The sequence below is a fragment of the Mycobacterium sp. G7A2 genome (assembly GCF_041902445.1).
Classification (GTDB): domain Bacteria; phylum Actinomycetota; class Actinomycetes; order Mycobacteriales; family Mycobacteriaceae; genus Mycobacterium.
In genome coordinates this window covers 1,912,999-1,930,524 of record NZ_CP169251.1, presented here as the reverse complement: position 1 = coordinate 1,930,524, position 17,526 = coordinate 1,912,999, and the positions used below count along the sequence as shown (strand labels likewise).

General features: G+C 68.5%; 16 protein-coding genes and 1 rRNA gene. 10 read left to right on the top strand and 7 right to left on the bottom strand.

Translation table 11 applies throughout. From position 1 onward, the window contains the following. Positions 1–18 precede the first annotated feature (18 nt). The 3 genes from ACEWX3_RS09420 to ACEWX3_RS09410 form a co-directional block, all read right to left on the bottom strand. Entirely contained in the window at positions 19–921 is a 903-nt protein-coding gene (locus ACEWX3_RS09420; RefSeq protein ID WP_374159262.1) for a tetratricopeptide repeat protein, read from the bottom strand. A gap of 13 nt (positions 922–934) precedes the next feature. Continuing rightward, positions 935–1,318 (bottom strand): DUF3817 domain-containing protein, encoded by a 384-nt coding sequence (locus ACEWX3_RS09415; protein ID WP_207068381.1) that lies wholly within the window; start codon positions 1,316–1,318, stop codon positions 935–937. A 63-nt stretch (positions 1,319–1,381) separates the two neighbouring features. Further along, entirely contained in the window at positions 1,382–2,575 is a 1,194-nt protein-coding gene (locus ACEWX3_RS09410; protein ID WP_374159261.1) for an acetyl-CoA C-acetyltransferase, read from the bottom strand. A gap of 93 nt (positions 2,576–2,668) precedes the next feature. Between ACEWX3_RS09410 and mce the strand changes: the two genes are divergently transcribed. Continuing rightward, positions 2,669–3,142: a methylmalonyl-CoA epimerase gene (mce, locus tag ACEWX3_RS09405; protein ID WP_207068379.1), complete on the top strand. Its 474-nt coding sequence runs from the start codon at positions 2,669–2,671 to the stop codon at positions 3,140–3,142. 42 nt (positions 3,143–3,184) lie between these two features. Here mce and ACEWX3_RS09400 read toward each other — a convergent pair whose 3' ends face one another. Together ACEWX3_RS09400 and nucS are read right to left on the bottom strand one after the other, a co-directional pair. Further along, positions 3,185–3,499, bottom strand: coding sequence for a hypothetical protein (locus ACEWX3_RS09400; RefSeq protein WP_374159260.1), 315 nt, complete (start codon positions 3,497–3,499; stop codon positions 3,185–3,187). Beyond that, a complete protein-coding gene (gene nucS, locus ACEWX3_RS09395; RefSeq protein ID WP_152518063.1) occupies positions 3,499–4,170 on the bottom strand; it encodes an endonuclease NucS in 672 nt (223 codons plus the stop codon). The genes ACEWX3_RS09400 and nucS overlap by 1 nt, the downstream gene beginning before the upstream one ends. Before the next feature lie 45 nt (positions 4,171–4,215). Here nucS and ACEWX3_RS09390 point away from each other — a divergent pair, with 45 nt between their 5' ends. The 5 genes from ACEWX3_RS09390 to ACEWX3_RS09370 all read left to right on the top strand — a co-directional run bounded on the left by ACEWX3_RS09390 (position 4,216) and on the right by ACEWX3_RS09370 (position 11,631). Then, positions 4,216–5,826: an adenylate/guanylate cyclase domain-containing protein gene (locus tag ACEWX3_RS09390; RefSeq protein ID WP_207068377.1), complete on the top strand. Its 1,611-nt coding sequence runs from the start codon at positions 4,216–4,218 to the stop codon at positions 5,824–5,826. Positions 5,827–5,950: 124 nt separating this feature from the next. Next, positions 5,951–7,045, top strand: coding sequence for an acyl-CoA dehydrogenase family protein (locus ACEWX3_RS09385; protein WP_374159259.1), 1,095 nt, complete (start codon positions 5,951–5,953; stop codon positions 7,043–7,045). Between the two features lies 1 nt (position 7,046). Then, a complete protein-coding gene (locus ACEWX3_RS09380; RefSeq protein WP_374159258.1) occupies positions 7,047–8,249 on the top strand; it encodes an acyl-CoA dehydrogenase family protein in 1,203 nt (400 codons plus the stop codon). A gap of 5 nt (positions 8,250–8,254) precedes the next feature. Next, complete coding sequence (locus ACEWX3_RS09375) at positions 8,255–10,615, top strand: CoA transferase (RefSeq protein WP_374159257.1); 2,361 nt, start codon at positions 8,255–8,257, stop codon at positions 10,613–10,615. 86 nt (positions 10,616–10,701) lie between these two features. After that, positions 10,702–11,631 carry a LysR family transcriptional regulator gene (locus ACEWX3_RS09370; RefSeq protein ID WP_374159256.1) on the top strand — a complete coding sequence of 310 codons (930 nt, stop codon included), beginning with the start codon at positions 10,702–10,704 and terminating at the stop codon, positions 11,629–11,631. 5 nt (positions 11,632–11,636) lie between these two features. On the opposite strand, the gene glsA is transcribed toward ACEWX3_RS09370, so the two are convergent. Beyond that, positions 11,637–12,926: a glutaminase A gene (glsA, locus tag ACEWX3_RS09365; RefSeq protein WP_374159255.1), complete on the bottom strand. Its 1,290-nt coding sequence runs from the start codon at positions 12,924–12,926 to the stop codon at positions 11,637–11,639. Between the two features lie 249 nt (positions 12,927–13,175). Between glsA and ACEWX3_RS09360 the strand changes: the two genes are divergently transcribed. The 4 genes from ACEWX3_RS09360 to ACEWX3_RS09345 all read left to right on the top strand — a co-directional run bounded on the left by ACEWX3_RS09360 (position 13,176) and on the right by ACEWX3_RS09345 (position 17,141). Continuing rightward, positions 13,176–14,189 carry an extracellular solute-binding protein gene (locus ACEWX3_RS09360; protein ID WP_374159254.1) on the top strand — a complete coding sequence of 338 codons (1,014 nt, stop codon included), beginning with the start codon at positions 13,176–13,178 and terminating at the stop codon, positions 14,187–14,189. 69 nt (positions 14,190–14,258) lie between these two features. Next, positions 14,259–15,050, top strand: a complete 792-nt coding sequence (locus tag ACEWX3_RS09355; RefSeq protein WP_207068370.1) for an SDR family oxidoreductase — start codon at positions 14,259–14,261, stop codon at positions 15,048–15,050. Between the two features lie 97 nt (positions 15,051–15,147). Next, positions 15,148–16,638 (top strand): DNA-3-methyladenine glycosylase 2 family protein, encoded by a 1,491-nt coding sequence (locus tag ACEWX3_RS09350; protein ID WP_374159253.1) that lies wholly within the window; start codon positions 15,148–15,150, stop codon positions 16,636–16,638. Then, a complete protein-coding gene (locus ACEWX3_RS09345; RefSeq protein WP_374159252.1) occupies positions 16,635–17,141 on the top strand; it encodes a methylated-DNA--[protein]-cysteine S-methyltransferase in 507 nt (168 codons plus the stop codon). The genes ACEWX3_RS09350 and ACEWX3_RS09345 overlap by 4 nt, the downstream gene beginning before the upstream one ends. 228 nt (positions 17,142–17,369) lie before the next feature. On the opposite strand, the gene rrf is transcribed toward ACEWX3_RS09345, so the two are convergent. Next, positions 17,370–17,483, bottom strand: a 5S ribosomal RNA gene (gene rrf / locus ACEWX3_RS09340). Positions 17,484–17,526: the final 43 nt, after the last annotated feature.

Below are 17,526 nucleotides of genomic sequence, written 5' to 3'. Positions count from 1 at the left end.
GGTCGCGCTTTCTGCAGTTCAGTACAGCGCGCTGGCCAGGTTGCGCCTCCCGGCGATCACCGCGGGGTCCGCGGGATCGAACAGATCGAACAGTTCGATCAGCCGGGTGCGCACCGCGGTTCGGTCGTCTCCCGTCGTGCGCTTGACCAGACCGGTCAGCCGGGCGAACGCTGCCTCGACGTGCTGTTCGAGGATCTCGACGTCGGCGGCGGCGAACGCCGCGTCGATGTCCTCGGGGGCCGCGTCGGCCACGGCGACGGCGTCGCGCCGATGGGCGGTGGCGCGCTGCAGGAAGGCGATCTGGCGGACCGCGCCCTTGGCTTCGGCATGGTTCGGGTTGACGTCCAGGATCTGCTGATACGCGCTTCGGGCGGCATCGAAGTCACCGCTGTCGAGGAACGTCCGCGCCTGTTCGACCTCGGGGTCGACCTGTTCGGGGGCCTCGGCGTCACCGGTGCCGCTGAGCTTGCCCGCGGTGGCCTCGAGCAGTGAATCGACCCAGCGGCGCAGCTGCTCGGGCGGTTGCATCCCCTGGAAGCTGGACAGCGGCTGTCCGGCGGCCAGCGCCACGACGGTCGGGATCGCCTGCACGCCGAACATCTGGGCGACCCGGGGCACCGTGTCGACATTGACGGTCGTCAACGCCCACTTCGGCCCGTCCTGAGCGGACAGGCCGGCCAGCACGTCGCCGAGCTGGACACTGGCGTCGCTGCGCGGGGACCACAGCACCACGACGACCGGGACCTCGTTGGAGCGGACCAGCACCTCGGCTTCCAGGTTGGCCTCGGTGATCTCCACTCCGCCGGGGCCCGCGGGCGGACCGGATGAGGCGCCCTCGGTCGTCGCCGCCCGCTGTTTGAGTGCCGACAGATCCACTGCGCCCGCCATGGCAGGCGAGATTCGGGGTCCAGGACGAGTCACGGGTTCAAGTGTGTCACGTCGTTTCGGGGACCGTCCGACCCGGCTGCGCGACACCCGCCGCCGCCGTCGGAGCTCCGATCCGACCGGTCCGATCAGCCCATATGAGGAAGATCACACTGCCCAATGGCACGATGCTGCCCAGCAACGCCAGCAACCATGTCACCGCGGTCCAGCGGTGCGAGATCCCGACGACCGCGGCGGCCACCAGGAACGCCACGAAGACACCCCCGTGGACGGGCCCGAACACCTTCACCCCGATCTCCGTCTGCGGTGAGCCGAGGTATTTGAAGTACATCCCGATCAGCAGGCCGATCCAGCTGGCCGCCTCCGCCAACGCGATCAACCGGAACCACCCCGCCGCACTGCGGATGTCGTAAGCGCTTGATTGGTTCGCCATGGCCGCCATTGTGCCCGACGCCGCCGCCAGCTACTACATTGCGTCGTTGGCCATGCGCCCTGTTCAGGGCCTGCGGAGCACCAGCGCGTCGCCCTGGCCGCCGGCGCCGCACAGCGCGGCGACGGCATAGCCGGAGCCCTTCCGCGCCAGCTCCAGCGCGGCGTGCAGCGTGATCCGTGCTCCCGACATCCCGATCGGATGCCCGATCGCGATGGCTCCACCGTCGGTGTTGACCTTCGCCTCGACCGTGGCCTCGTCGAGGCCCAATTCCTTGGTCGAGGCCAGCGCGACCGCGGCGAACGCCTCGTTGATCTCGATGACGTCGAGATCGTCGACCGAGATGCCTTCCTTGGCGATCGCCTTCTTGATCGCGTTGGCGGGCTGGCTCTGCAGCGTGGAATCCGGACCAGCGACGACCCCGTGGGCGCCGATCTCGCACAGCCACTGCAGGCCCATCTCCTCGGCCTTGGCCTTGTTCATCACCACGACCGCACAGGCGCCGTCGGAGATCTGGGATGCCGAGCCCGCGGTGATGGTGCCGTCCTTGCGGAACGCCGGGCGCAGGCCGGACAGCGATTCCGCGGTGGTGTCGGCGCGAACCCCCTCGTCCTCGGTGAACTCCACCGGGTCGCCCTTGCGCTGCGGGATCTTCACCGGCACCACCTCATCGGCGAACACCCCGTCCTTCCGCGCGCGGGCGGCCTTCTGGTGCGACGAGGCGGCGAACTCGTCCTGCTGGGCACGGGTGAACCGGTCGGTGTCGTTGCGTTGTTCGGTCAGCGCGCCCATCGGCTGATCGGTGAAGACGTCGTGCAGACCGTCGTAGGCCATGTGGTCCAGCGCGGTCACATCGCCGTACTTGTAGCCGGAGCGGCTGTTCATCAACAGGTGTGGGGCCTGGGTCATGGACTCCTGACCGCCGGCGACCACGACGTCGAACTCACCCGCGCGGATCAGCTGATCGGCCAGTGCGATCGCGTCGATGCCCGACAGACACATCTTGTTGATCGTCAGCGAGGCCACATCCCAGCCGATGCCGGCGGCCACCGCGGCCTGGCGCGCGGGCATCTGCCCGGCACCGGCGGTCAACACCTGGCCCATGATCACGTACTCCACCGCCGAGGCGGGAACCTGCGCCTTGTCCAACGCCCCGGCGATGGCCACCGCACCCAGGTCGCTGCCGGAGAAGTCCTTCAGTGACCCCATCAGCTTGCCTACCGGCGTCCGGGCTCCAGCAACGATCACCGACGTCGTCATGACTACCTCCAACTGCGTTTCACGGACCGCCTGACAGGCTATCCACTGCACCCGAGCTATTCGAAACCGATCTGATTAGGTTACCTTTGCGTTATGACCGCCGAGCAGACTGACGCCCGTCCTGTGCTGGCCACCGCGCTGGTCACCGCCATCGATCACGTCGGCATCGCCGTGCCTGACCTGGACGTGGCCATCAAGTGGTATCACGATCATCTGGGCATGATCGTGCTGCACGAAGAGATCAACGAGGAGCAGGGCGTCCGCGAGGCGATGCTGTCCGTACGCGGCGCTCCGATGGGCAGCGCGCAGGTGCAGCTGATGTCGCCGATCGACGAGTCCTCGACGATCGCGAAGTTCATCGACAAGCGCGGGCCGGGTCTGCAGCAGCTGGCTTACCGGGTCAGCGACATCGATGCGCTCACCGAGAGATTGCGCGAGCAGGGTGTGCGGCTGCTGTACGACGCACCGCGTCGCGGCACCGCGAATTCCCGCATCAACTTCGTCCATCCCAAGGATGCCGGCGGGGTGCTGATCGAACTGGTCGAACCCGCCGCCGACGATCACTGAGTCCACCGAGGACTCGCGCCCCGACCTGTCAACACCGAGGTCTCACGACCACTTCCTGGTCGGACCGCGGGTGGCGCGGTTGGCCCAACACGACGTGTGCCAGTGCCGACGGTCCTCGACGCCGGCCGCGTCCGTCGCCGGCCACACCACGACGTGCGCGGTGGCCGGCCTGATCTCGTGGTCACAGCCCGGACACCGGTAGACCTTCGCCGCACGCGCCGCAGCGACCGAGCGCACCTCGTAGTCGTGGCCGTCGGCGCCCTGTTCGACACGACGCGACGACGGGAACCGAACCTGCCCGGGTGTTGGCTGTCCGCCACCGCGCCTCGTACCGCCCGCCCGCCGTCGCCGGGCCATCAGAACAACCGGTACTCGTCGCTGTCCATGCCGCGCATCTGGTCGTAGTCCAGCGTCAGGCAACGAATTCCGCGGTCCGTGGCCAGCGTGCGTGCCTGCGGCTTGATCTGCTGGGCCGCGAACACCCCGGCCACCGGCGCCAACACGGTGTCGCGGTTGAGCAGCTCGAGATAGCGGGTCAGTTGTTCGACGCCGTCGATCTCACCGCGGCGCTTGATCTCCACCGCCACCGACCGGCCCTGCTCGTCGCGGCACAGCAGGTCCACCGGTCCGATCGGGGTCATGTACTCGCGGCGCACCAGCGTGTACCCGGCGCCGAGAAGTTCGACGTGTTCGGCCAGCAGCGCCTGCAGATGCGCCTCCACCCCGTCCTTGACCAGCCCCGGATCGACCCCGAGCTCGTGGCTGGAATCGTGCTCGATCTCCTCGACGGTGATGCGCAACTGTTCGCCGGCCTTGTTCTCCACGACCCAGACCGGCGATTCACCGTCAGGATCCTCGACCACCCAGCAGGGTGGGCTCATCCAGTTCAAGGGCTTGTAGGCGCGGTCGTCGGCATGCACGCTCACCGACCCGTCGGCTTTGAACAGCAGCAGGCGCCGCGCCGAGGGCAGGTGCGCGGTGAGCCGGCCGACGTAGTCCACGGTGCACTGGGCGATCACGAGACGCACCGATCCACCTTAAACGCCACGGGTGGTGGTTAGGCTGACGCCACCATGACGGGCAACAAGACAGCGGCGCAGCGTCTCGGCCGCGTGTTGGAACGTGTGACCAACCAGAGCCCGCGAGTGGGGTCGACCCCCGAGTACGGGTCGTGGATTCTGGGCCGGGTCTCGGAGAGCCAGCGCCGGCGACGGGTGCGGATCCAGATCATCCTGACCACCTTCGTGGTCGTGGCGAATCTGATCGGGATGGGTGTCGCCACGCTGGTGATCACCGTGGCGTTCCCGATCCCCAACGTGTTCGCCCCTGATGTCGCCTGGATCTCGTTCATCGTCGTGCCGGTGTACCTGGCGACCGCGTTGGTGGTCGGGGTGTTCTGGGCCACCCGCCGGGTGATGAACAACGTGCGCTGGGCGGTCGAGGAACGCACCCCCACCGCCGAGGACCAGTACAACACCTTCCTGGCCCCGTGGCGGCTGACCCGTGTGCTGCTGGTCCTGTGGGGCCTCGGCACCGTGGTGCTCACCGCGCTGTACGGCTGGCACGACACCGACTACATCCCCAAATGGCTTCTGGGAGTCAGCTTTCCGGGCATCGTCGTCTCGGCCAGCTGTTACCTTTTCACCGAGTTCGCGTTGCGTCCCGTGGCCGCCCAGGCGCTCGAGGCGGGCCGCCCTCCCCGGCGGTTCGCCGAAGGGCTGATGGGCCGCACGATGCTGGTCTGGGCGCTGGGCTCCGGCGTGCCGGTGCTCGGCATCTTCCTGGCAGCGCTGATCACGCTCATCCAACGCAATCTGACGCCGACGCAGTTCACCGTCGCGGTGATGATCCTCGCCGCGTTCGCGCTCGTGTTCGGCGCGATCCTGATGTGGATCCTGGCCTGGTTGACGGTCACACCCGTCCGAGTGGTCCGATCGGGGATGAACCAGGTCGAGCGTGGTGATCTGGAGACCAACGTCGTCGTCTTCGACGGCACCGAACTCGGCCAGCTGCAGCGGGGTTTCAACTCGATGGCGGCCGGCCTACGAGAGCGCGAACGGGTTCGCGACCTGTTCGGTCGACACGTCGGCCGCGAGGTCGCCGCACTGGCGGAGAAGGAGCGACCCGAACTGGGCGGTGAGGACCGCTACGCGGCAGTCGTTTTCGTCGACATCATCGGCTCGACGAAGCTGGTGACCAGTCGGCCCGCCGGCGAGGTCGTCGAATTGCTGAACAGGTTCTTCGCCGTGATCGTCGAGGAAGTGGATCGCCACCACGGGCTGGTCAACAAGTTCGAGGGCGACGCGGTGCTCGCCGTGTTCGGCGCTCCGGTGTCGCTGGAGCACCCCGAGGACGAATCACTGGCCGCGGCCAGACAGATCAGCCGCAGATTGCGTGAGGAAGTCCCGGAATGCGAGGCCGGGATCGGCGTCGCGGCCGGCACGGTGCTGGCCGGCAACGTCGGCGCCCAGGAACGTTTCGAGTACACCGTGATCGGCGAGCCGGTCAACGAAGCGGCCCGGCTGTGCGAACTGGCCAAGGACTACCCGCAGCGGCTGGTCGCCTCCGCCGAGACAGTCGCCAACGCGACCGAAGCAGAACGCTCGCGCTGGTGTGAGGGCGAGACGGTGACGCTGCGTGGCTACCGCGAGCCGACCGAGCTGGCCGTCCCGGCCGAACCGTGACAGGCGCGCCGGCCCGACACTTCTCATGTCGCAGCGGGAAACCCGCCGATGTCGGGATCGGTGATGGACACCTGCAGCGCGACCACCGAGCATAGGAGGCCGGGCCAGAGAGGCGGTTTGACACATGACGATCACTGCGGCCGAGCGGGCGGACCTGCGTGCGGCGGTCAATGAGCTGCTGGCCCAACGGTGCACCGAAGACGACGTGCGGCGGGTCATCGCCACCGGCGACGGATTCGACCGCGACCTCTGGGCCCAGTTGGCGGACCAGGGCGTGCCGGGCATGCTCGTGGCCGATCGGTACGGGGGAATGGGGTTCGGCGCGCTCGAACTGGAGGCGGTCGCCGAGGAAACCGGGAAGGCGCTACTGCCTGCCCCGTTCATCTCCAGCGCCGTGCTCACCGTGACGCTGCTCGCCGCGGCCGGCTCCGAGGACGACCGTCAGCGGCTGCTGCCCGCGCTCGCCGACGGCACCGCCATCGGGACGGTCGCCGTGACCGGAGAATCCGGTTCCTGGGTCCCCGCCGGAATCGGGGTGCGTGCCGACGCCGACGGCACGCTCACCGGCAGCGCGCACTACGTGACCTGGGGGCAGATCGCCGACGTGATACTCGTCGTCGCGCGCACCGCCGAGGGCATCGGGGTGTTCGAGGTGGCCCCGGAGGCCGCTGGGTTCCACCGCACCGCGGCAACAGTTTTCGACCCCACCACACCTGTGTCGACCTTCACGTTCTCCGCGACACCTGCGCGCCGGATCGGCACCGCCGGATGGGAGGCCGTGCAGACAGCGCTGGACCACGCCGTCCTCGCCGCCGCTGCCGAGCAGGTCGGCGGTGCTCGGCGGATCTTCGACATGACCGTCGAGTACCTGAAGACCCGAATCCAGTTCGGCCGCCCGATCGGCAGTTTCCAGGCGCTCAAACACATGGCCGCCGATCTGCTCCTGGAGGTCGAGTCGGCGACCTCGGCCGCACAGCATGCGGCCCGCGCCGTGTCCACGGACATCCGGACAGCCGAGGGCCCCATAGCGCTGGCCGGGTTCGTCTGCGCGGAGGCGTACGACAACGTCGCGATGCAGGCCATCCAGATGCACGGCGGGATCGGCTTCACCTGGGAGCACCCCGCCCATCTGTTCCTGCGCCGGGCGAGGACCGGACTGCAGCTGTTCGGCGGTCCCCGCCTGCACCGCGAGCGCTACCTCATCTCGAAAGGTGCCTGACGTGTCCGACGCTTCCCTGCCCGCGTTACCCACCGCCGACCAGTTGCGCTCTGAAGTCCGGAACTGGTTACGCGACAACTGGACTTCGCTGCCCCGCAGCGTCGACCCGTGGACGTCCTCCCCCGAACGGATCGCCTGGCTGGAAAAGGTGCTCGACGCCGGATTCGCCGTACCGACCTACCCTTCCGACTGGTTCGGCCGCGGCTACCCCGCCGACCTGGCCAACGTCATCGCGCAGGAGTTCGCCGCCGCCAAGGCGCCGGGTTCGCGCCAGGACAAGTACAACATCGCCGCCAACACGACGTTCGCTCTCGGCACCGCCGCGCTCAAGGACGACCTGCTGCGCGACTTCCTCGTCGAGCGGTCGCGCACCTGTCTGCTCTACTCCGAGCCCGGCGCGGGTTCGGACCTGGCCGCTGTGCGAACAACCGCGGTGCGGCACGCCGACCACTGGGTCGTCAACGGCCAGAAGGTGTGGACATCGGGCGCGCAGACCGCCGACTACGCGCTGCTGCTGGCCCGCACCGACTGGGATGTGCCCAAACACAAGGGCTTGAGCCTGTTCATCCTGCCGATGAAACAGGCCGGCATCGAGGTGCGGCCGCTGGTGCAGATCACCGGTGAAGCACATTTCAACGAAGTGTTCCTCAGCGACGCCATCGTGCCCGACGCCTATCTGCTCGGCGGGGAGGGCAACGGCTGGCGTGCGCTGCAGACCGCGCTGGCATACGAGCGCTCCATCATGGGCGACACCGGGCGGGGATCCCGAAACAGCCAGGCCGACAGTCTGCTCGAACTCGCCCGCGAACAGGGCAAGCTCGACGACCCGGTGATGCGCCATCAGCTCGCCTCGGTCCTGGCCATGCGCGAACTGAACAAGCTCACCAACGCCCGCGCCAAAGCCGCTGCCACCCAGGGCACGTCGAGTTCGCTGATGTCACTGGGCAAGCTCGCCATGTCGAAGATCCTGCACACCGAAGCCGCGGTGAAGACTCAGCTGATCGGCGCCCGGGCACTGCTGGCCGGTCCGGAGAACCCGGTGGCCGACGACGTCAACTTCCTGACCCTCAACGCGTTCTTCACCTCCATCGGCGGGGGTACCGACCAGATCCAGCGAAACATCATCGGTGAGCGTGTGCTCGGGCTGCCCAGGGAACCGGAGGTCGACCGCGACATCCCGTTCCGTCAGGCACGCCGGAGTTGAGTGTGATGCAAGCGGCCGCCGCACGCGGCGCCTACGACCCGCCCCTGGCGGGTGTCCGGATCCTCGATGCCTGTTCGGGTCCGATGACGGCCGTCGGTCGTCTGCTCGCCGATCTGGGCGCCGAGGTCACTGTCGTGCGGTTGCGCGGTGTCACCGCCGACGAACCGGTCGGGCCGCACGTCGATTCGGTGCCCGTGGCCACGGCGATCAACCGGCACGGCATGGCCGGCGTCGAGATCGACCCCTCGACCTCGACCGGCGCGGTGCAGTTCACCGATCTGCTGGCCGGCGCCGACATCTTCATCGAGAACACCCGGCCCGGGTCCCCGGCCGAGGCGATGCTGTCGGTTCGCGACATCCGGTCCCGGTATCCCGGTCTGGTGATCCTGTCGATCAGCGATTTCGGCCGGGACACCGACCAGCGAGCCTGGCAGGCCACCGGACCCGTGCTGCACGCCCTGACCAGCGAGCTGTCCCGCTCGGGCATCCCCGGCCGAGAGCCCTTGATTCCGCCCGCCGACCTGCCCTACCAGGTGGCCGCCGCGCAAGCCGCGGTCACGACGCTCAGCGTGTTCGCAGACCGGCTGCGCAGCGGGGAGGGGGATCTCATCGACTTCTCGGTGCTCGACGGCGCGATGCAGGCCCTCGACCCGCCGTTCGGCACCGCGGGAAGTGCGTCGGCGGGCGTGGCGATCACCAGCCAGCTCCGTGACTGGAACGCCGAACGACAGCGCTACCCCATCGTCGCCTGCCAGGACGGCCACGTCCGCATCTGCATCCTGTCGAAACGGCAGTGGCGCGGCATGTTCTCGCTGATGGGCAGCCCCGAGGAGTTCGCCGATCCCTCGTTCGACAAGTTGGGCAAGCGATTCCACTCGCCGCAGCTGCTCGAGGCCATCGAGCGGTTCTGCGCCGACAAGACCCGCGCCGAGCTGGAAGCGCGCGGGCAGGCCCACGGCGTCCCCACCGCCGCGGTGCTGACGCTGTCCGAAGCGCTCAACGCCGAGCATTTCCGCGCCCGCGGCTTCTTCGTCCACGCCGAGCTCGCGCCCGGTGTGAGGGCACCCGTTCCGGCGGGGGTCGGCGAGATCGACGGGCACCGCGCGAGTGCCGTGAACGTCGGGCCGTCGCGCCACGGTGTGACTGAACGCCTCACCGCAGCGCCGATACTGGCGGGTCGGCCACGGCGCGGCGAGGGACGCCCGCTGGAGGGGGTCCGCGTCCTCGACCTGGGGGTCATCGTGGTCGGCGCCGACACCGGCCGGTTGTTCGGGGACCTGGGTGCCGACGTGGTCAAGATCGAGCACTCCTCGCACCCCGACGGTCTGCGCGTCGGCCGGCTGAACTCGATGACCCAGCCGTACGCCGCAGGCCACCGCAACAAACGGTCGATCGGCATCGACCTGTCCGATCCCGAGGGCCGGGAGCTGGCCCACCGGCTCGCACGCACCTGCGACGTGGTCCTGACCAACTTCAAGCCCGGGGTTGCCGAAGCGCTCGGCATGGACCACGCGACACTGCACGCGATCAACCCGGGGCTGGTGGTGGTCGACAGCTCGGCGTTCGGCCCCACAGGTCCGTGGGCCAAGCGCCTGGGCTACGGACCGTTGGTGCGTGCCGCGGCGGGATTCACCAACCTCTGGGTGTATCCCGGTGAGCCGGAGACGTTCTGTGACACCGTGACGGTCTACCCCGACCACGTCTCGGCGCGCATCGGGGCACTGTCCGCAATCGCGCTGCTGCTGCGTCGGGAACGCACCTGCACCGGTGGCGCCGCGAGCATCTCGCAGGCCGAGGTCATGCTCAGCCATCTGGCTGCCGACATCGCCGCCGACGCGTTGCACCGTGCCGGCCACACCCGCACCGAGCCGGGCCGCCGTGGCCCGTGGGGTCTGTTTCCCGCGCAGGGCGACGACCAGTGGATCGCCGTCACCGTGCGCGACGACTCGGATCTGTGCGCGCTGCGCGAGGTGATCGGGTTCACCGGGGACGACGACTCGATCGAGGAGGCGCTGCGCGCCTGGACCGCGCAGCGCTGCCGGATGGCGGCCATGGACCGGCTGCAGGCCGCCGGCGTGCCGGCAGGGGCCGTTCTGCGCCCACCGGAAGTGCCCGAGTGGGATCACTACGTCCAGCGACGCGCGTTCCGCGAGGAACTGCACCCGCACGCCGAAGCACCGTTCACGCTGGAGAACGTGCAGATCCACTCCGACCACGTGGCCGATCCGCCGCTGGGACAGGCCCCGCTGCTCGGTGAGCACACCGCCGAGATCGCCGCCGAGCTCCTCGGTCTCGACGACAGGCGCATCGCCGAGCTGCACGCCCGGGGCGTGCTGGAGACGGCGCAACCGCCCGCCCCGACGTGACGCCGGCCGCTGGGCAGCGGTGATCTCGTAGCATTTCCGTACAGGCGCCGGTGGCCCCGGCCACCGGCGTTCGAGATGCGGCAGGAATGGACATCGACTTCACCAGGCTCAGATATTTCGTCGCTGTCGCCGAGGAACTCCACTTCAAGCGGGCTGCCGAGAAGTTGATGATCACGCCGCCCCCGCTGAGCAAGCAGATCAAACTCCTCGAAAAGGAGCTCGGCGGCCCGCTGTTCGAACGCGGCTACCACGAGGTCCGTCTCACCCCGCTGGGCCAACGACTGCTGGGACCGGCGCGCGACGTGCTGGCGCAGGTCGAGGAGTTCAAGGCGGTCGCGGCGCAGGGCCGCCGGGGGCCGGCGCCGGTCCGGGTCAGCGCCACTGCCTACGCACCGTCGGATCTGCTCGCCGAGCTCGAGGCGGCCGTCACCGACTTGGCGCCGGTGGAGTTCACGGTGCCCGGATCGGCGGCCGAGGTCACCGCGAAGCTCATCGCCGGGCACGCCGAGTTGGGTCTGATCCATCTCCCCGCCCCCGACCCGCGGCTGCGCCACCGGGTGGTCGCCCGGTACCAGGGCGCGATCGCGGTGCGCTTCGACGACCCGCTGGCGCAACGAGAGGCGGTCTCGATCGAGGAGCTGCGCGAACGTGAGGTGGCGATCGACTTCGCCCGGCCCAACCCGGTGGTGCTGGCGGGGTTGACCCGCGGGCTCAACCGCAGGGGGGTGCACCGCATCGTGCGCACCACCAACCAGCGTGGCGGCGAGGTCGAGATGGCGAGCCAGGTGTTCAACCGGCATCTGGTGGCGGTGGTCAGCTACGCGCCGGATTCGTTCATCGGCAAGATCTTCTCTCCGCCGGAGTTCAGACTGATCCCGGTGGATGAAAGCACCTGGGCGCCTGCCGAAATCGCGCTGGCGTGGGCGCCGGAACGGGTAGCGGCACGGCTGGCCGAACTCGAATCGATGGTCGATCAGATCGCCCGCCGGTTGCAACCGGTGCGTCGAGGAACCTGAATTCATCAGCCGCGTCGTGCAGTGTCCAACCACAGACGCGCGGCGTCGACAGCGTCGGCCACGGACGCGAAGCGACTGGCGTCGAGTTCGGAGTCGGCGCGGATCACCGATCGGTCGGGGTCGACGACGAACCCGGCCTTGCCGTCTGAGCGCAGCTCTTCGGCCATCCCGGAGAGCAGCGCGCGGGCGGCGTCGTCGATGTCGTCGATCCGGGTGACGTCGAGGATGACGACCTCAAACGCGTCGCGTTCGCGGTCGGCGACTCGTATGACCTGTTCTGCGCCGCTGAACAGCAGATCGCCGTGTGCCTCGTAGACCCGGATACCGGGCTCTGGGTCGTACACCGCGCGCAGCGTGGCCCGCGAATCCCTCGCCACCGTCAGGAAATGCAGCCCGAGCTGTTCGGACAGGCTGCGACACACCCGCACGCCGCGCACGCTGTTGCCTTTGGCGTCCAGGCGCGGCGAGTACACGCCGATACCGAGTTGTCCGGGCAATACTGCGACGATTCCCCCGCCGACGCCGCTCTTGGCCGGCATACCGACGGCACTGACCCAGTCACCGGCCCCGTCATACATCCCGCAGGTGACCATGACGGCCAGGGTGCGTTTGACCACCGCCGCATCGCTGACCCGGCGGCCGGTCTGCGGATTGACCCCGCCGCGCGCCAGGGTGGCGCCCATCTTGGCCAGATCGGTGGCGGTGACGCGCAGCGAGCACTGGCGGTAGTACACGTCGAGCACCGCGTCGGGGTCGTCGTCGAGCACTCCGAAGCTCTGCAGCATGTAGCCGATGGCCCGGTTGCGGCTGCCGGTGGCCTTTTCCGAGGCGTAGACCTGCTCGTCCAGCTCGAGCTGCCGGCCGGCGAATGCCGAATACCAGTCGCGCAGCAGCGCGAAGCGCTCTTCGGGTGAGGATGCCGGGATCAGCGAGACGGCGGCGATCGCGCCGGCGTTGATCATCGGGTTCTTCGGCGTCTTGGACTCAGGGTCGACGCTGATCTCGTTGAATGGCTCCCCGGACGGCTCGACGCCGATCGAGGCGTCGACGACCTCGGGGCCGACCATCTCGAGCGCGAGTGCATAGGTGAACGGCTTGGAGATCGACTGGATGGTGAACTGCACCGCTGCATCGCCGGTTTCGTAGATGAACCCGTCCGACGACGACAGCGCCAGGCCGAATCCGTCCGGATCGACATCGGCCAGTTCGGGGATGTAGTCGGCCAGCTGTCCGTCGTCACAGCCCGCGTGCTCGCGCCAGATGCGGTCGAGGTAGCGCTGCACCAGTCCCGCCACAGCTTGCAGTGTAGGTCGCCGCGTTGGACACCCGAGGCGGAGCCGAGCAGACATCACCCAGGCGGAGCCGAGCAGACATCACCCAGGCGGAGCCGAGCAGACAGCACCCGAGGCGGAGCCGAGCAGTCCTGTCCAGGGCTTTCGACACAGAAAATTGAGGAACTCTTGACTCGTCCGTACCGGAAATCATGCCCCCGGGCGTATTAGACTCGGCGTCGTTCCAGGGAGTTTCAGACCAGGAGGTTCCCCATGCGCGTTGCCGCTCGCTGGTGGGCTCGCCTCGCCGCGATTGCCGCCATCGCCGCGCTGACCGGCGGTTGCGCTCAAGACGTCGCCTCTCCGTCCGAGGATGCCCTGGGTCCGGATGCGGTGCGGATCGGCGCGTTCCGGACGACCATGCCGGCCTGGAACACCACGTTGGACGACTTCGCCGGCCAGCCAGGCTGGCCCGGAGCGCAGGGTGTCTACGGCGCCTTCGGCACCATCGAGGACGTCCTGCAGCATGGCGAAGACGTCGACGTCCTCCATATCTCCGACGCCTGGAACATGACGGATCTCGTCCGGGACGAGTTCGTGCCCGCCGATTGGAACAACGGCCGAACCGGAGGCGTACCGGTCGTGTCGATCGTGACGATGGTGGTGCGCGCCGGCAACCCCCGCAACATCCACGACTGGGCGGACCTGATGCAGCCCGGATTGGAGGTCGTGACGCCCAACCCGGCCACCGAGGGGTCCGGACGGCTGGCTCTGCTGGCAGCGTATGCAGCCGGGAGCAACGGTGGCGCCGACCCCGAAGCGGGGCGAAACTACGTGCGGCGGCTGATCCTGGAGCACATCGCCCTGGGACCGACCTCGGTGTGGGAGGCCCGCGAGAACTTCCTCGAAGGGCGCGGCGATGTCCTGCTCCTGTCCGAAGCCGCCGCGAGGACACTCCAGCGGGACGGATACCCCGTGCAGACCGTGGTGCCTCGTCAGACATTGCGCATGGACTTCCCGGTCGCGCTGACCTACGCCGGACTCGAGAAGCCGACCGCACGAGCACTCGTGGCGTACATGTATTCGGCTCGCGGACAGCAGGTCTGGGCCGACAACGGCTTCCGCCCCACCACCAAGGTCGCCGGTGTGGCCGACCCGCGCTTTCCCGAACCGGACCGGGTGTGGACCGTCGAGGATCTGGGCGGATGGGATGTTGTGGGTCCGAGATTCTTCCACCCGGAGAACGGCGTCTACTCCAAATTGTTTCGCACCGCCACCGGCACCTGACGCCGCTGCCCCGCCACGGTGGGCCAACCGACACGGTTTCGCCGGCGGTGTCGCGGGTAGCCGCCCGGAATGGCTGAAACCAAGAAACTCGCGCTTGTGACCGGCGCGTCCAGCGGCATCGGATTCGAGCTGGCCAAGCGCTTCGCCGACGACGGCTACGACCTGGTCATCGCCGCCGAGGACGACGGGATCACCACGGCGGCGGGCAAGCTTTCGCACAACGGTGCCCACGTGCGGCCGGTGAAGGTCGATCTGCGCAGCCCCGAGGGCGTCACGGAACTCTATGAGCGGGCGACCGAGGGGCGCCACGCCCTCGATGCGGCGGCGATCAACGCCGGCGTCGGCACCAGCGGAAAGTTTGTCGACAGCGATCTCGAGCACGATCTGTCGGTGATCGACCTGAATGTGCGTTCGACCACCCACCTGACCAAACTGGTGCTTCGCGACATGGTCGAGCGGGGCAGCGGAAAGGTCCTGCTCACGTCGTCGGTCGCGTCGATGATGCCGGGCTCCTATCAGAACGTGTACAACGCCACGAAGTCCTACGTGCAGTCCCTGGCCGAGGCGATCCACGACGAACTGCACGGCAGCGATGTCACGGTGACCGCGCTGATGCCCGGTCCCACCGGGACGAACTTCTTCCACCGCGCCGGCCTGGACAACACCCCGGTGGGGAAAGCACCCAAGGACGACCCGGCGCGGGTCGCCGACGAGGGTTATCGGGCGATGCGGCGCGGCGATCAGAAGGTGATGGCCGGCTCGCTGGTGAGTAAGGCGATGGGTACGCTGAACCGGGTCCTACCCGACCGCGTGAAGGCGCTCGGAAGCCGGGTGATCTCGGTGCCGCTGAACCGGTCCTGACGCCGGGCCGAGGCTACCCAGAGCCCTGACATCGCAGGACAGCTCCATGTCGTTTTTCCGCTAGTGCTTGCGGCGCCGTCGTGCCATTGTCGGTGACATGCACACCGACTTCGACCGCTGCTACCGGGCCGTGCAGGCCAAGGACGCGCGGTTCGACGGGTGGTTCGTCATCGCGGTGCTCTCTACCGGTATCTACTGCCGCCCCAGCTGTCCGGTGCGGCCGCCGCTGGCCCGCAACATGCGCTTCTACCCCACGGCGGCGGCTGCGCAGCGGGGCGGCTTCCGCGCGTGCAAGAGGTGCCGACCCGACGCCTCGCCCGGATCTCCGGAGTGGAATGTGCGTGGCGATGTCGTCGCGCGGACCATGCGGTTGATCGCCGACGGCGTCGTCGACCGCGAAGGTGTCGCCGGACTGGCCGCCCGGCTCGGATACACCGCACGCCAGCTCGAGCGCCTCACGCAGGCCGAGCTGGGAGCCACTCCGCTCGCGCTGGCCCGAGCGCAACGCACGCAGATCGCACGGGTTCTCATCGAGACGACCGAGATGCCCATCAGCGATGTGGCATTCGCGGCCGGCTTCTCCAGCATCCGCCAATTCAATGACACGGTGCGCACGGTGTGCGACATGTCCCCGACCATGCTGCGTCGGCGCGCCCGCGCCCGCGACGGTGGCGACGCCCTCGCAGGCGCCGGAGCAATGTCGCTGCGGCTGCCGGTGCGGACACCGTTCGCCTACGAAGGGTTGTTCGGGCATCTGGCCGCCACCGCGGTGCCCGGGGTCGAAGAGGTCCGGGACGGCACCTATCGCCGGACGATGCGGCTTCCGCACGGAAGCGCTGTCGTTGGCTTCACCCCTCACCTGGATCACGTGCGGTGCCGGCTGGTCGTCGACGAGTTTCGCGACGTGTCGGCCGCCATCGCCCGCTGCCGGCGGCTGCTCGACCTCGACGCCGATCCGGAGGCGGTCGTCGAAGCCCTCGGCGCCGACGATCACCTGGCGCCTCTTGTGACCAAGGCACCCGGGCAGCGCATCCCGCGCACTGTCGACGAGCACGAACTCGCCGTGCGGGTGGTGCTCGGCCAGCAAGTGTCCACCGCCGCCGCACGCACCCACGCCGCGAGACTCGTCACCGCGTATGGCGACTCGATCAGCGACCCGGGCGGCGGACTGACGCACCTGTTCCCCTCAGTGGCCCAGCTTTCCGACATCGACACTCGCCACCTGGCGTTCCCGGCCTCGCGGCAGCGCACTCTGACAGGGTTGATCGCCGCGTTGAGCACCGCAGAGGTGGTGCTCGACTCGGGATGCGACTGGCAGGCCGCGCGGCAGCAGCTGTTGGCCCTGCCCGGCGTCGGCCCGTGGACCTCAGAGATGATCGCCATGCGGGGACTGGGCGACCCGGACGCTTTCCCGGCCACCGATCTGGGCGTGGCCGCCGCCGCTGGGCACATTGGCCTACCGTCGGCGCCCAAACCGCTGAGCGAACACGCCAGGGCCTGGCGCCCCTGGCGATCCTATGCGACACAACATCTTTGGACAGCCCTCGATCATTCGGTCAATCAGTGGCCGCCGAAGGAGAAACGATGAGCGACGACGTGCGGTATCGGACCATGGACAGCCCGGTCGGGACGCTGACGCTGGCAGGACGCGACGGCCGTCTGCGTCACTTGCGGATGACCGATCAGACCTACGAACCGGACCGGTCGAACTGGCTGCGCGACGACGAGGCCTTCGGCGACGCGGTGGCACAACTCGAGGAGTACTTCCGCGGCGAACGACAGGACTTCGACCTCGGCCTGGACCTGGTCGGTACGGCATTTCAACGCCGGGTCTGGGAGGCGCTGTTGACCATTCCCTACGGTGAAACCCGTTCCTACGGAGAGATCGCCCGGCAGATCGAGGCGCCCGGGGCGTTCCGTGCGGTCGGCTTGGCCAACGGGCACAACCCGATCGGCATCATCGTGCCCTGCCACCGGGTCATCGGGGCCAACGGCAGCCTCACCGGGTACGGCGGGGGCATGGAGCGGAAGAAGACGTTGCTCGGCCTGGAGCGCAGTCACGCCTCGGCGCTGCCTACGTTGTTCGACTGAACACCGGCCCGTACCGCGTCGTTCGACCAACGCCGGCTCTCAGGTTCGGTACTCGGACTGGGCGACCACAAGCCCCATCATCCGTTCACATGAGCGATGCAAACGACGGGTCACTCGGCAACGGGAACGGCTGTGGCGGTGGCGCTTTGGCCCGTGGGCGTCGGCGTGTGGGGATGCAGAAATGCCGGTGCCCCCCAACTGTGTTGGGGGGCACCGGTTTTAAGGTGTGTTCGGCGGTGTCCTACTTTTCCACCCGGGTGGGTAGTATCATCGGCGCTGGCAGGCTTAGCTTCCGGGTTCGGGATGGGTCCGGGCGTTTCCCTGCCGCTATGGACCGCCGTAACTGTATTCACTCGTTTTTGAGTGCCCCCCTTTTTTTGGTGGG